The organism is Kitasatospora sp. NPDC038210, assembly GCF_055600605.1.
Window position 1 is genome coordinate 60,952 of record NZ_JBVJYK010000010.1, and the last position, 13,979, is coordinate 74,930.

The 13,979-nt window shown below is 73.9% G+C and carries 11 protein-coding genes; 2 read left to right on the forward strand and 9 right to left on the reverse strand.

Annotation, left to right across the window (positions count from 1 at the left end; translation table 11 throughout):
* Positions 1 to 111: 111 nt before the first annotated feature.
* Genes ACZ7KX_RS21170 through ACZ7KX_RS21180 form a run of 3 tightly spaced genes read right to left on the reverse strand, consistent with a single transcriptional unit; the run spans position 112 to position 2,815 of the window.
* Complete coding sequence (locus ACZ7KX_RS21170) at positions 112 to 699, reverse strand: cysteine dioxygenase family protein (RefSeq protein ID WP_470327770.1); 588 nt, start codon at positions 697 to 699, stop codon at positions 112 to 114.
* 2 nt (positions 700 to 701) lie between these two features.
* The gene (locus tag ACZ7KX_RS21175; RefSeq protein ID WP_470327771.1) at positions 702 to 2,432 is read right to left on the reverse strand and encodes a solute symporter family protein; all 1,731 of its coding nucleotides are present in this window, start codon (positions 2,430 to 2,432) and stop codon (positions 702 to 704) included.
* The gene (locus ACZ7KX_RS21180) at positions 2,429 to 2,815 is read right to left on the reverse strand and encodes a DUF485 domain-containing protein (RefSeq protein ID WP_470327772.1); all 387 of its coding nucleotides are present in this window, start codon (positions 2,813 to 2,815) and stop codon (positions 2,429 to 2,431) included. The genes ACZ7KX_RS21175 and ACZ7KX_RS21180 overlap by 4 nt, the downstream gene beginning before the upstream one ends.
* Positions 2,816 to 3,030: 215 nt before the next feature.
* Here ACZ7KX_RS21180 and ACZ7KX_RS21185 point away from each other — a divergent pair, with 215 nt between their 5' ends.
* On the forward strand, positions 3,031 to 4,245 hold the full coding sequence (locus ACZ7KX_RS21185; protein WP_470327773.1) for a saccharopine dehydrogenase family protein: 1,215 nt from the start codon (positions 3,031 to 3,033) through the stop codon (positions 4,243 to 4,245).
* 54 nt (positions 4,246 to 4,299) lie between these two features.
* Here the strand turns inward: ACZ7KX_RS21185 and ACZ7KX_RS21190 are convergent, their stop codons facing one another.
* From ACZ7KX_RS21190 to ACZ7KX_RS21200, 3 genes are read right to left on the reverse strand one after another with little or no spacing between them, the layout of a single operon-like run.
* Entirely contained in the window at positions 4,300 to 5,667 is a 1,368-nt protein-coding gene (locus ACZ7KX_RS21190; protein ID WP_470327774.1) for a hypothetical protein, read from the reverse strand.
* A 40-nt stretch (positions 5,668 to 5,707) separates the two neighbouring features.
* Positions 5,708 to 7,357 carry a S8 family serine peptidase gene (locus ACZ7KX_RS21195; RefSeq protein ID WP_470327775.1) on the reverse strand — a complete coding sequence of 550 codons (1,650 nt, stop codon included), beginning with the start codon at positions 7,355 to 7,357 and terminating at the stop codon, positions 5,708 to 5,710.
* A gap of 8 nt (positions 7,358 to 7,365) precedes the next feature.
* Positions 7,366 to 8,091 (reverse strand): hypothetical protein, encoded by a 726-nt coding sequence (locus tag ACZ7KX_RS21200; RefSeq protein WP_470327776.1) that lies wholly within the window; start codon positions 8,089 to 8,091, stop codon positions 7,366 to 7,368.
* 273 nt (positions 8,092 to 8,364) lie between these two features.
* Here ACZ7KX_RS21200 and ACZ7KX_RS21205 point away from each other — a divergent pair, with 273 nt between their 5' ends.
* A complete protein-coding gene (locus tag ACZ7KX_RS21205; RefSeq protein ID WP_470327777.1) occupies positions 8,365 to 10,428 on the forward strand; it encodes a galactose-binding domain-containing protein in 2,064 nt (687 codons plus the stop codon).
* A gap of 90 nt (positions 10,429 to 10,518) precedes the next feature.
* Here the strand turns inward: ACZ7KX_RS21205 and ACZ7KX_RS21210 are convergent, their stop codons facing one another.
* The 3 genes from ACZ7KX_RS21210 to ACZ7KX_RS21220 form a co-directional block, all read right to left on the reverse strand.
* Complete coding sequence (locus ACZ7KX_RS21210) at positions 10,519 to 11,499, reverse strand: zinc-binding dehydrogenase (RefSeq protein ID WP_470327778.1); 981 nt, start codon at positions 11,497 to 11,499, stop codon at positions 10,519 to 10,521.
* A gap of 84 nt (positions 11,500 to 11,583) precedes the next feature.
* Positions 11,584 to 12,168 carry a TetR/AcrR family transcriptional regulator gene (locus tag ACZ7KX_RS21215; RefSeq protein WP_350523090.1) on the reverse strand — a complete coding sequence of 195 codons (585 nt, stop codon included), beginning with the start codon at positions 12,166 to 12,168 and terminating at the stop codon, positions 11,584 to 11,586.
* Between the two features lie 80 nt (positions 12,169 to 12,248).
* On the reverse strand, positions 12,249 to 13,943 hold the full coding sequence (locus tag ACZ7KX_RS21220; protein WP_470327779.1) for a thiopeptide-type bacteriocin biosynthesis protein: 1,695 nt from the start codon (positions 13,941 to 13,943) through the stop codon (positions 12,249 to 12,251).
* Positions 13,944 to 13,979: the final 36 nt, after the last annotated feature.

Genomic DNA, 13,979 nt, shown 5'->3' on the forward strand with positions numbered 1-13,979 from the left:
CTGACCAGGACGTACCCCTGAACCGCGCCGCGCGCACCGGCCCCCGTCCCCGACGGGGGCCGGTGCGCGTGAGATCCGACCGCAGCGGCGGGCCGGCCCACGGCGTGCCGGTCAGGGGGCCGGATCGTCCGCGTTCCGCCAGCTGACCAGGCGGGCTCCGTCCGGCCGGACGGCCACGACCTCCTGTCCGAAGACCCGGTTGATCGAGCTGCCCCCGTTCAGCGAGATGTCGGCGCCGTAGACGTGCAGGGAGACCGCGCGACCGGTGCCGCCGTTCGACACCCGGTGGATGTCCTCGTCGGGCGGCACCAGGAGTTGCACCCGGCCGGGAGAACAGGTGGTACGGCCGGACGGCACCAGCACCCGGCGCCCCGACCGGGGCAGCCGCCACAGCCGGAACGCCTCGTCCACCTCGACGCCCTCCACCACGCCCGACACGCACCAGGAGACGTGGTCGTGGATCGGGGTGGACTGCCCGGGCAGCCAGGTCAGCGCCACCACCGAGTGCGTCCGTCCGGCGTGCAGGAGCCGCTGCGCGTAGCCGTCGGCGTCACCGGCGCACAGGTCGTCGGGGACGATCAGCCCGGCCCGCAGGTACTTGCGCAGGGTGTCCGCGGTGAGCTGGGCGGTCAGGACCTCCGCGGCGGCGTAGCGCGCGAGGTCGGAGAGGAACTCGTCGAGGTTCGAGCCCGGTTCCACGTCTACCGCCCCACCCCGGTGAGGGCCCGGACCTGGAGCTCCTCGAACACGCGCCGGTCCGACTCCTCGTCGCGGCGGCGGCGGCCGCCGAGCAGGGAGCCGAGGACGGCGGCCCCGAACCCGACCGGGATCGAGACGACGCCCGGGTTCTGCAGCGGGACCGGTGCGGTGGCGGTGCAGGAGATCAGCGCCGTGGCGTTGCCGACCTGCTGGCTGGACGCCTCCACGCCGCAGTCCTTCGCCTGCGCGGCCGTCAGCTTCACGGCGTGGACCGTGCCGGTCGCGCCGCCCCAGCAGATCGGGGAGAGCAGCACCAGGCCGATCGAGCCGACCAGGCCCGCGTAGATGCCGCACTTGGCGCCGAAGGTGGTGAAGCGCTTCCAGAACAGGGTCAGCAGGATCGCCGGCAGGTTGGCCGAGGCCGCGATGGCGAAGGCCAGGGCCACCAGGAACGCGACGTTGAGGTCCCTGGCGAAGATCGACAGGGCGACCGCGACCGCACCGATGACCACGGCGGCGATCTTCGCCGTGACCAGCTCCTGCCGCTCGGTGGCCGTGCCCTTGCGGATGACGCTGGCGTACAGGTCATGGGCGAACGACGACGACGAGGTGAGGGTGAGCCCGGCGACGACCGCGAGGATGGTGGCGAACGCCACCGCCGCGACGAAGGCGAGCATCAGCGAGCCGCCGGTGGTTCCCGCGCCACCGCCGAGGTGTTCGGCCAGCAGGGTGGCGGCGGTGTTGCCGGACGGGTCCTTCTCCTTGATCGTGGTCGTGCCGACCAGCGCGGCCGCCCCGAAGCCGAGCACCAGGGTCATCAGGTAGAAGACCCCGATGATGCCGATCGCCCAGTTCACCGACTTGCGCGCGTCGCGGCCGGTCGGGACGGTGTAGAAGCGGACCAGGACGTGCGGAAGCGCCGCGGTGCCCAGCACCAGGGCGATGCCGAGGCTGACCAGGTCGAGCTTCGACCAGCCGTCGGTGGCCCCGTACTTCAGGCCCGGCCGCAGGAACGCCTCGCCCTTCTTGGACGCCGTGGCGGCGTCCCCGAGCAGGTGACCGAGGTCGAACCCGTACTTCGCCAGCACCCACAGGGTCATCACGGCCGCGCCCGCCATCAGCAGCACCGCCTTGACGATCTGCACCCACGTGGTGCCCTTCATCCCGCCGACCACGACGTAGACGATCATCAGGGCGCCGACCCCGACGATGGTCCAGATCTGCGCGGAGGCGCCCTTGACGTCGAGCAGCTGCCCCACGATCGTCGCCGCGCCGACCATCTGCGCGATCAGGTAGAAGATCGAGACCACGATGGTCGACACACCCGCGGCGGTCCGCACCGGCCCGCTGCGCAGCCGCGCGGCCAGCACGTCGGCCATGGTGAACCGCCCGGTGTTGCGCAGCAGTTCGGCCACCATCAGCAACGCGACCAGCCAGGCGACCAGGAAGCCGATCGAGTAGAGGAAGCCGTCGTAGCCGGAGAGCGCGATGATCCCGGCGATGCCGAGGAAGGAGGCTGCGGACAGGTAGTCGCCCGAGATCGCGATCCCGTTCTGCAGTGCGGAGAACTGGCCGCCGCCGGTGTAGAAGCCGCCGGTGCCGCGGGTGCTGCGCCGCGCCCGGAGGGTGATGGCGAGGGTCACCGCCACCAGGGCGACGAACAGGCCGATGGTCAGGCTCTTGTGCGATGCCGAGGCCGCCGCGGCGGTGGCGGTGGGAAGGTGCTGGGTCATGTCCGGATCTCCGTCGGTTCCTGGTCGCCGCCGTGGCCTGCCGGGCCCGGGGTGGTCGGACGGCACGCCGCCGCGCTGCGCAGGGCCGCGGCCGGCGGGTCCAACCGCCGGGCGGCGAACCGGCCGTAGGCCAGGGCGATGCCGAAGGTCGAGACGAACTGCAGGAGCCCGAGGACCAGCGCCAGGTTGACGTGTCCGACGACCTCGGTCGCCATGAGGTCGCGGGCGAAAGCCGAGCAGAGGACGTACGCCAGGTACCAGAGCAGGAACGCCGCCGTCACCGGGAAGACGAACCTGCGGTACGCGGTGCGCAGTTCGATGAAGCGCGGATCGTCGGCGATCCGGGGTGTGTCACCGCGCGACGGCGCGGCCGGGTCGATCATGGGAATCCTTCTGAGCCGTGAGGAACGTGCCAACGGCCCGGACGGTAGGAGTCCGTGGTAGACAAGCGGTCAACGCGCGGTCGGCGACGCCCCCGGCCCGCTCGACGGTGCCGCCCGCACCGCCTGCTCGGAACCGTTGACAGTGCCGCACCGGGCTCCTAGCGTGGCGCAGTCGATCACCCGCCGGTAGGGACTGCTGCACGTAGGGACTGTTGATGGCCGAGACCCGCCCGTACGACCTCGTCCTGTTCGGAGCCACCGGGTTCACCGGCGGGCTCACCGCCGAGTACCTCGCCCGGAGCGCGCCCGAGGGCTGCCGCTGGGCGCTCGCCGGGCGGGACGGGCGCAGGCTCGCCGCCGTCCGGACGCGGCTGGCGACGATCGACCCGCGCTGCGCCGACCTCCCGCTGCTGGTCGCGGACGCCGCGGACCGCGCGGCGCTGCGCGAGGTGGCCGCCTCGGCCCGGGTGGTGGTCTCCACCGTCGGCCCGTACCTGCGGCACGGCGAGCCGCTGGTCGCGGCCTGCGCCGACAGCGGCACCGACTACGTGGACCTGACCGGCGAGCCGGAGTTCGTCGACCGGATGTACCTCCGGCACCACGAGCGGGCGGTGGCCACCGGCGCGCGGCTGGTGCACGCCTGCGGCTTCGACTCGGTGCCGCACGACCTCGGTGTGCTGTTCACCGTCGAGGAGCTGCTGCGCCGCGGCGGCCCGGCGGCCCGGGTGTCGGTCGAGGGCTTCGTCCGCGCCGGTGGCACCGTCTCCGGCGGCACCTTCGCCTCCGCGATGACGGCCTTCTCCCGGCCGGGGGCGATGGCCCGGGCCGCCCGGGAGCGCCGCGCGGTCGAGCCCCGGCCGAAGGGCCGGCGGGTCCGCACCCCGGCCGGCCGGCCGCACCGGTCGCGGACGGCCCGCGCCTGGGCGGTGCCGATGCCCACGATCGACCCTCAGGTGGTGTCCCGCTCGGCCGCCGCGTTGGACGAGTACGGCCCGGACTTCGGCTACGCGCACTACGCGGCGGTACGGCGGCTGCCGGTCGCCCTCGGCGGTGTCGCCGCGGTGGCGGCGCTCGCCCTCGCCGCCCAGCTGCCGCCGCTGCGCCGGGCCCTGGGACGGCTGCGCGCGCCCGGCGCCGGGCCGAGCGCGGAGCAGCGGGCGCGGTCCTGGTTCGCCGTCCGGTTCGTGGCCCGGGCGGAGGGCGGGCGGACGGTCCTCACCGAGGTGTCCGGGGGCGATCCCGGCTACCAGGAGACCGCGAAGATGCTGGCGGAGTCGGCGCTGTGCCTGGCGTACGACGACCTGCCGCCGCTGGCGGGGCAGCTGACCACGGCGGTGGCGATGGGCCGGCCGCTGATCGACCGGCTGGTCGCGGCGGGGATCTCCTTCCGGGTGCTGGAGACCCCGCCGGTGACCGCGCCCGGCCGGTAGCCCCGCGCGGGCGGCCGGTGGCCGTCGGCGTCGCCCCCCGGCCCCCTGCCCCTGCTACGCGTGCGCCCCGGCGGCTGCCGCCGCGAGCGCGGCCACCTGCGGCTTGCGGATGTCGGAGTGCGCACCGGAGAACGGTTCGCCCTCCACGTTGTCGATGACGGCGGCGGCGTTCACCCGGTAGAAGGCCCCGGGCACGAAGCCGTACGCGGCTCCGCCGTCGGCGGGCATCACCCGGTCCTCGGACGGCGCCACGGCCTGGTACCCGTCCGCGCCCATGCCGTCCCAGCGCCCGGCGACGTCGGCCTCGGAGTCCTGGCGGGCGAGGAAGGAGGCCTTCGGGTACCACACGCCCACCGCCCAGTCGTGGACGCTGAAGGTGGAGACGAGCGGGCCGTGCACCCGGTCCGCGAAGGTGTTCAGCGCGCCCGCGCTGCCGAAGGGGTTGTCCTGGGCGTGGGCGAAGGACCAGTGCGAGAACGCCCCCTGGATCAGCAGCAGGGAGGCGACCGGGCTGTCGGCCGGCTCACCGACCCCGGCCAGGGCGAAGGAGACCAGCCGGGCACCGAAGCTGTGCCCGAGCAGGTGCACCCGCAGGCCGGGCGCGCGGCCGTGCAGGGCCGCGAGCAGCGGCCCGAGGCCGGTCCGGCCGATGTCACCGGCCCGGGCCTTCATGACCGAGTACGAGAGCACCCGCAGCGCGTCCTTCGCCCCGTTCACAGCGTGCCGGAACCAGTCGCCGATGCCCTGCGTGGAGGAGCCGGGCGGCGCGCTGCCGAAGGCCTCGGCGGCGGCCTGGTACGCCGTCTTCGGGTCGGCGTCCTGCAGCAGCGCCTGCTCGCCCGAGTCCTCGAACGTGCCGTCGGGCGCGGGCGGCGGCACCAGCGACCGCACCAACTGGTGGATCCGCACCAGCCGTTGCTCCTTGACCTCGTCGGTCTCGTCCGAGCCGACCGCCGCCACCCCCTCGTCGATGAGCCGGCCGAGGTCCGTCACCGTCTGCTGCTGCGCCGGGTCGGCGAAGCCCTGGACCAGCGACGCGGCGATGTCGGCCCCGGAGACGGCCGCCGTTCCGGCGCTGAGGTCCACCACGGCACCGTCCCCGGCCTGCGGCGCGGCGGCCGCCACCGGCGGGGTGGCCGGCGTGGGCGGGAACCAGAGCGAGGGCCAGTAGACGCCCGCGAATCCGACCGTGCCGAGGCTCGCCGCGTCGCTCACGGCCTCCCGGATCAGCGGGAACATCGCGTCGTAGAGCTCGCGGGCGCTCTGCTGGGCGGTGCCCCATCCGTGGCTGAAGACGAACAGGTCCTGCACCCCCTCGGCGGTGACCTGGTCGAGGAAGTCCGCCGCCGCGGGGGCGGTCAGCAGCCCCTGCGCGTCGAAGGTGACGTCCCACACGGGCTCGTTCGTCGGCAGTCGTCTCATCGCGCGTGACCTTTCGGGTGGCCGTTCGGGTGGCCGTTCGTCAGACATTCGCCAGCATCCGCATCAGGTCCACCAGCCCCGCCCCCTGCGCGTAGCGCTCCCGGCCGAGGTCGGTGGCGGAGGCGGTGAGCAGGCTCTTGACCTGCTGCGGCCGGCCGATGAACTCCGGGCGGGCGGAGAGGAAGGCCGCGATCACACCCGAGACGTGCGGCGCCGCCATCGAGGTGCCGGACTGCTCGGCGTACGTCAGCAGGCTCGCCGGCAGCGGGTCCCCCGGGGCCGGGGTCAGCCCGGCGGTGGCCCGGACCTTGCCGCTGGCCGCCGAGGCGATCCACTCGCCGGGCGCCACGACGTCGGGTTTCATCCGCCCGTCGAGCGTCGGGCCCTTTCCCGAGGTCCACGTGACGCCGAACGCGTGCGGGGCCTCCCGGTGGGTGGAGCCGACCGCGATGCAGTCCTCGGTGTGCGCCGGTTCGGTGATCGAGCCCATGACGGCCGAGGTGTCGGCGGTGTCCCGGGACGTGCTCCGGGCGCCGAAGTTGCCGGCGGAGACCACCACGACCACGCCGGAGGCGACCACCTGGCCCACCGCCTGACACAGCGGCGACTGGCCCGCGGCGTACTGGTCGGGCCGCCACTCGCAACCGAGACTCATGTTGACGCCGTGCACCCGCAGCACCGCCGGGTCCACGTTGACCTCGGTCCGCAGGTAGGTCAGCGCGCGGATGACCGCGCTGGAGGACGTCACGTAGGTGCCCTGGCTGCTGAGCCTCATCACCTTGATGCTGACCAGTTCGCAGGCCGGCGCCATCCCCGACAGCCGATCCGCTCCGGCCCTGGCGACGAACCCGCCGTCCCCGGGCTCGTCCGGCGTGGCCACCCGCGGCGTCATGCCGTCCGGGGTGCAGCCCGCGATGATGCCGGCGACGTGCGTGCCGTGCCCGCTGTCGTCCACGAGCGGCGACGCCGGGGCCCCGGCCGCCGCCCCGCCGGGCGGCTGCGCCACGGGGTCGGCCGGGTTCACCAGGAAGCTGAAGTCCCGGTGCAGGCCGCTGGTCCGCCCCTGCGGTAAGTCCTCGCCCCGCCCCTCGGCGGCGAGCTCCAGCCCGGAGAAATGCGGGTGGGTCGCGTCGATGCCGCTGTCGATGACCGCCCAGACGATCCCGCTCCCGCGCGCGTCGTAGGCGCGCCAGGCGGCGTTGGCCTTCACCGTGGGTGCGGAGCGGTCGATCTGCGGGTGCAGCAGGTAGTCCGGCCACACCCGGAAGACGGTCGGCGGTCGCCCGGTGCGGGCGGCGGAGCGGCGGTCGTCCTCCACCAGTTCGCCGAGGTCCGCCCGGGACAGGACGGTCTGGTACAGCTTCGGCGCGACCAGTGCGAGCCCCGGGGGCACCTCGGGCTGCACGTGGCTCCCCGACGTGACCTCGTCGGGCCACTGCCCGCGGGACCGTCCCGCGTAGCGCTCCCAGAGCGCGTAGAACTCGTCGCGGACCACCTGCAGCCCGCCGGGGTAGCGCAGGTTCAGCTCGATCAGCATCGGCACCTGCTCCTGCGGGTCGACCTCCTCGACGGCCCTGAGCACGAGCCCCGGCGGGGAGCCGGGCTCGCTCCCGGGCGCGGGCCCGGGCCGGGAGAGGTCGAGGTCGCCCACGATGGGCGAGCGGAAGGGGCTCTCGGGCTCGTACGCCATGGCCGTCCCTACAGCCCGCTCGGCCAGGTGTAGCCGCTCGGCACCTGGACGCCGGCGTCCTCCGCGGCCGTGCCGTAGACCAGGGCGATCTCGTCGTGGTCGTGCAGCAGGAGCGCGGCCGGATCGCCGTCGGCCTGCTTGCCGTTGACGTAGGTCTTCAGCGTGTGGGTGGCATCGGTCTTCAGGCCGCCGAGGTGGTCGGCGGAGGCGGAGACCTGCCATTCGGTGAGGAACTGCCCGAGGCTGAAGTCCGCGTGCACCGGCGACTCGACGTGGATGATGCCGGTGGTGTCGTGGGTGTGCAGCGGGCTGATCTGCTGGGCGGCCTCGTCCACGCCGATCTGCGCCGGCACCTCGACGGGCTTGCCGTCGGCCAGGACGTCCAGGTGGGTGTGGATGTGCAGCGCCGAGCCCTCCGTGCCGAGCATCGGCAGCCCGGCCGCCGCCACCGCGGCCGCGACGTCGCTCGGCGCGTCCCACGGCGGCAGCGTGGTGCGGCCCTCGGCCGTGATCCGCGGCTGTGCCGGGATCCCGTGCGAGGAACCGGACGAGCCCTGGTTCGTCGCGATCACGGCGGCGATCCCGCCGACCGCCGCCAGGGCGACCAGGCCGATCGTGCCGCGCACCAGCCAGCGCCGGCGCCGCTCCCGGCGGGCTTCCGCGGCCCGGAAGGCCGCCGTGTGGGCCCTGCGGTCGGCCGGATCCGGCTTCCGCCCCGGTTCTCGCTCAGACATCCGTACGGACCTCCTCGCGCGCGGCGGTGCCGCTCGACACCGCTCCATCAGCCTGACAGAGGCGGATGCGATCGGCTCGTCGAGGACCACCGGAGCCGTCCCGGATTCCGCACCGGAATCCGCGCACGCCTATTGACTCCCAGTCCAACAGTGGCGATTCTCATCACACCGAGTGCGCGGTCCATGACAGCCGGCCCGGAAGGGTCGGTCCGCGCCCCGGACGGGCCCGTGCGTGGCCGCGCCACCCCCTCACCTCGGACACGGGTGGTGACCATGCACCGACTTCCCCACGGCAGACGCGGATTCGTCGCACTGCTGGCCGCGCTCCTCACCCTCGCCGCCATGGCGCTCGCCGGTCCGGCGCCCGCCGCGCCGGGCGGGACGGACTGGTGGAACCCGACCGCACGCCCCGCGCCCGACTCGCAGATCGGCGTCACGGGCGAACCGTTCCGCGGGACCGACGCCCAGGGGCGGGTCCGGGGCTTCGTCGACGCGCACGACCACATCATGGCCAACGAGGCGTTCGGCGGGCGGCTGATCTGCGGCAAGTCCTTCTCCGAAGCCGGGATCGCGGACGCGCTGAAGGACTGCCCCGAGCACTACCCCGACGGCTCGCTCGCCATCTTCGACTTCATCACCAAGGGCGGCGACGGCAAGCACGACCCGGTCGGCTGGCCGACCTTCAAGGACTGGCCGGCCCACGACTCGCTCACCCACCAGCAGAACTACTACGCCTGGATCGAACGGGCCTGGCGCGGCGGCCAGCGGGTGCTGGTCAACGACCTGGTCACCAACGGGGTGATCTGCTCGGTCTACTTCTTCAAGGACCGCAGCTGCGACGAGATGACCTCCATCCGCCTCCAGGCGCAGAAGACGTACGAGCTGCAGGCCTACATCGACACGATGTACGGCGGGCCGGGCAAGGGCTGGTTCCGGATCGTCACGGACAGCGCGCAGGCCCGCGAGGTCATCGAGCAGGGCAAGCTGGCCGTCGTCCTCGGCGTGGAGACCTCCGAGCCCTTCGGCTGCAAGCAGATCCTCGACGTCGCCCAGTGCAGCAGGGCCGACATCGACCGCGGCCTGGACGAGCTGTACGGGCTGGGCGTGCGCAGCATGTTCCTCTGCCACAAGTTCGACAACGCGCTCTGCGGGGTGCGCTTCGACGAGGGCGCGCTCGGGACGGCGATCAACGTCGGGCAGTTCCTGTCGACCGGCACCTTCTGGAAGACCGAGCAGTGCGCCGGGCCGCAGCACGACAACCCGATCGGCCTCGCCCCGGCGCCCGAGGCGCAGCAGCAGCTCCCGGCGGGGGTCACGGTGCCGGCCTACGCCGACGGCGCCCAGTGCAACACGCGCGGGCTGACCGACCTCGGCGAGTACGCGGTGCGCGGGCTGATGAAACGCAAGATGATGCTCGAAGTCGACCACATGAGCGTCAAGGCGGCCGCGCGCTCGTTCGACATCCTGGAGTCGGAGTCCTACCCGGGTGTGATCTCCTCGCACAGCTGGATGGACCTCGACTGGATCGAGCGGGTCTACAAGCTCGGCGGCTTCGTCGCCCAGTACATGAACGGCGCCGAGGCGTTCAGCGCCGAGGCCAAGCGGACCGAGGCGCTGCGCGACCAGTACCACGTGGGGTACGGCTACGGCACCGACATGAACGGTGTCGGCGGCTGGCCCGGCCCGCGCGGGGCGGACACCGCCAACCCGGTGCGCTACCCGTTCCGCAGCGCCGACGGCGGGTCCCTGATCGACCGCCAGACCACCGGCTCGCGCACCTGGGACATCAACACGGACGGCGCCGCCCACTACGGCCTGGTGCCGGACTGGCTGGAGGACATCCGGCAGGTCGGCGGCCAGGGCGTGGTCGACGACCTCTTCCGCGGCGCCGAGTCCTACCTCACCACGTGGGGGGCCGCCGAGCGGCACCGGTCGACGGTGAACCTGGCCGCGAACCGCCCGGCCACGGCCAGCACCACCGAGTGGTGGAACCCGTTCGTCAGCTTCGCGCCCGGCCGGGCGGTGGACGGCGACCCGGGCACCCGCTGGGCCAGCGAGTGGAGCGACGACCAGTGGTTCCAGGTCGATCTCGGTTCCACCGGCCTGGTCGGCCGGGTCACGCTGGACTGGGAACGCGCCTACGGGCGGGCGTACCGGATCGAGGTCTCCACCGACGGGAGCACCTGGCGGTCGGTGTGGTCCACCACGACCGGGGACGGCGGCCTGGACACCGTACGGTTCCCCGGCGTCCCGGCCCGGTACGTCCGCGTGCAGGGCGTGCAGCGCGGCACCCAGTGGGGGTACTCGCTGCACGAGGTCGGCGTGTACAGCAGCTAGGGCGCGTGTTCGCGCCCCCGTCTGCGGGGCGCGCCGGGGAGCGGGCGGCCGGGCGGCACCGGAGGGTCGGTGCCGCCCGGCCGCGTCGGGTCAGTCGAGGACGACGACCATCTTGCCCAGGGCCTGGCCGGCCTCCATCACCCGGTGGGCCTCGACGATCTCGTCGAAGCGGAAGGTCCGGGTGGGGCGGGCGCGGAGTGCGCCGGACTCGACCCGGGCGTAGATCTCGTCCAGTGGAACGTCCGAGAGGGGGAAGGCCGGGGTCCCCAGGACGAAGGCGCTGCCGAAGAAGCTGAGCCGGACGCCGCTGGGCAGGTCGGCGATCGGGTCGAAGTCCGCCACGGGGGCGAATCCGCCGAGGAAGCCGACCTGGCAGACCCGGCCGCGCGGCGCGACGGTGCGCAGCGAGTCACGGAGCACCGTGTTGCCGACGACGTCCAGCAGCGCGTCGACGGCGAGGCCCCTGCGTTCGGCCTCCGTGGCCAGCCGCCCGTCGTCGATGAGCACCTCGGAGGCCCCGAGGTCCTTGAGCAGGGGCGCGTGTGCGGGGTTGCGGGTGGTGGCGAGCACCGTTGCGCCGTGGTGGACGGCCAGGTTGACGGCGGCCTGCCCGAGCGAGGAGGTCGCGCCGCGGACCAGCAGGGTCTCCCCGGCGCCGAGGGCGAGGTTGCCGTGCAGGGCGCTGTACGCCGTGGCGTACACCTCGGGCACGGCGGCCAGGTCGGCCCAGGGCAGGGTCGAGTCCACGGCCACCACGTTGGTCGCGGGGACGGTGACGAGTTCCGCGTAGCTGCCGTTGCGGGTCCGTCCCATGCCGCCGAGGATCGCCACCACCCTCGTCCCGACCGGGAGTTCACCCGAGGGGTCGGCCTCGACGAGGCCGGCGCACTCGATCCCGGGGACGGCGGCCACCTGACCCCAGGCGCCGCTCCGCATGTACGCCTCGGCGTGGTTGAGGCCGAACGCCTTCACCCGGATGAGGACCTCACCGGCGGCGGGCACCGGGTCGGGCAGTTCCGTGGCGGTGAGGACCTCGGGTCCGCCGTGGGCGGATATGACCATGGCCTTCATGTCCCAACCTCATTCTTGAATAGTCATTCATCTATAGGGCCGACGAAAGGGCCACCGCGTACGGTGGCCCGAGGTGCCGTGGCGTCAGGCGAGCACGGCGAAGGCGTTGTCGACGATCGCCCGCAGCACCGCCCCGTCGGGATTGGCCTTGCCGACGACCATGAGCCCCTGACAGGTCGCGACCAGCAGCTTGGCGCTGCCGCCCGGGTCGAGCGAGGCCCGCACCTCACCCCGGCGCACGGCGTTCTCCAGGGCGTGGGTCATGCACCGCTCCAGACGCGCCAGGTGGCCGCGCACGACCGCGGCCGCCGCGTCGTCCTCGGCGGCGTTCTCGATCGCCGTGTTCACCAGCAGGCAGCCCTGGCGCCCCTCGGGGCTGAGCAGGTCGCGCACCAGCCCGTCGAAGTAGCCGCGGACCTCCGCCACCGACGCACCCGCCGCTTCCAGCTCGCCGAGCTTGCGGGGCACGACCAGCTTCGAGTAGCGCTCCAGCGACTGGACGAAGAGCGCGCGCTTGCCACCGGGGAACGCGCCGTAGATGCTGCCGGGCTTCACGCCCGTGGCCTTCACCAGGTCCTCGATGGACGTCGCCCGGTACCCGCGTTCCCAGAACCGCAGCATCGCCTGGTCGAGGACGGTCTCGGGGTCGAACTCACGGGGCCTGGGCATGGGGGAACCATATCTGAATACTCATTCAAGAACAACGGCCCCGGCGACGACGACACCGGTCTTGACCCCTCACGTCGTGATCACCCGGGCAGCACCGGGCTCCCGGGGCGCTCCGCCGGCACCGGCCGCCCCAGCGGGAGCAGGTACTGGACGGGCTCCTCGATGTCGTCCAGGCCGAGGAGTTCGTGGGCGAGGTCGTCCTGGAGGCCACCGAGGGGGGTGGTGCCCAGGCCGTGGGCCGCCGAGGTGAGCAGCAGGTTCTGGGTGAGGTGGCCGGCTTCGAGGAGGCCGAGGCGCAGGGCCCGCAGCCCGTAGCGGCGGCGCAGCAGGGCGAGGTCGAGGTAGACGACGAGGACGGCGGGGGCGCTCCCGATGTCGATCGCCGCCGGGTCGCCGGCCGGGCGGGAGAGGTAGGAGGAGAGAGCCTTGAGGTCGTCGAGCTCGGGCGGCGGGCCGATCGGGCGCAGGCTGCGGTGCTCCGGCAGGCACTCGTAGGTGCCGGCGGGCAGGCCGTCGACGGCGAGGGCGACCAGCCGCAGGCGCACGGTGTGCAGGGCGCCCGCGCTCGGGTACGGGCGGTGGCCGGTGCCCTCGCCGTCGGCGAAGGCCGGCCACAGCAGGCCGCCGAGGGTGGCGGCGGTGAGCGGGCCGGTCAGCGGGCCGCGGCTGGAGCGGCGGGTGAGCAGCGCGTCGGCGAGGGTGACCGGCGGCAGCGGGTCTGCGGGCAGCGGGACGTCGCCGGGCCGGGGCCGCTGGGCCGGGACGGGCGGCAGGTCCCGCAGGGTGGTGTCCTCGGTGCGGCCGATCTGGAACTTGCTGCGTTCCAGGTACTGGTGGTCCGGCGCGTGGTGGTCCGCGGGGAAGAAGGTGAACGGCTGCTCGGTCTCCAGCAGCGTCCGGGCGGCGAGGCGGCAGACCGCGCGCTCCTCGTCCGGGCCGACGCCGAGCCGGTTGAACAGCATGTGCAGCTGCGAGGCCCAGACCCAGGCGAGGCGTTCGGCCGGCTCCGGGGCCCCGGCGGCCCGCATCCGGGCGGCGGCGGCGGCGACCTCGGCGGCCCAGTCGCCCAGCCACGGCGCGGCCGTTCCCGAGCCGAGGGCCGCACGCAGGGCCCGGGCACGCCCGGCCAGGGCGTCGCGCTGCCGGGCGAACACCGTGTTGACCTGGGTGTGGACGGCGGCGCCGGGCAGCGCCCGGTACTCGGTGACCCAGCGCCAGGAGGCGGCTTGGCGGCGCAGCCAGCGCGAGGCGGCGAGTTCGTCGAGGCCGAGCGCGTGCGCGGTGGTGTGGGCGAGGTCGAGGGCGATCGGCAGGCGGGAGCCGGGGGCCGCGTCCAGCGCGCGCAGGGCGTGCACGGCGGTGCGGGTGGAGCGGGTGAACAGCTCCTCGGCGATCGGCAGCAGGGCCGGGCCGCCGTAGCGCTCGGTCTCGGGCACGTACGGCACCTCGGTGACCTCGCCGTGCCGCGCCGCCCAGGGCTCGTCCAGGGGGGTGCGGCGGGTGGCGAGCCGGGTGAGCTCGGCGGCGAGGGACGCGGGCGGCGCGCCGGGGCCGCGGAGGCGGATCCGCAGGTGGGGGCCGCCCTCGCCGTAGCGGATGAAGAACCAGTCGGTGTCGGCGAGCCCGTCCATCAGCGGGGCGAGGTCGGCGGTGACGAAGGCGTCCGCCTCGTGGGCGGGCAGGGGCAGCGCGAGGTGCAGGCTGTGCCAGCCGGTCGGGGGTGCGGCGTGGCCGGTGGGCGGCCGGTGGGCGGTCATCACGTCCTGCATGGTCATCGTGTCCTTCCCGGACGGCTGGAGGGCTGGAGGGCT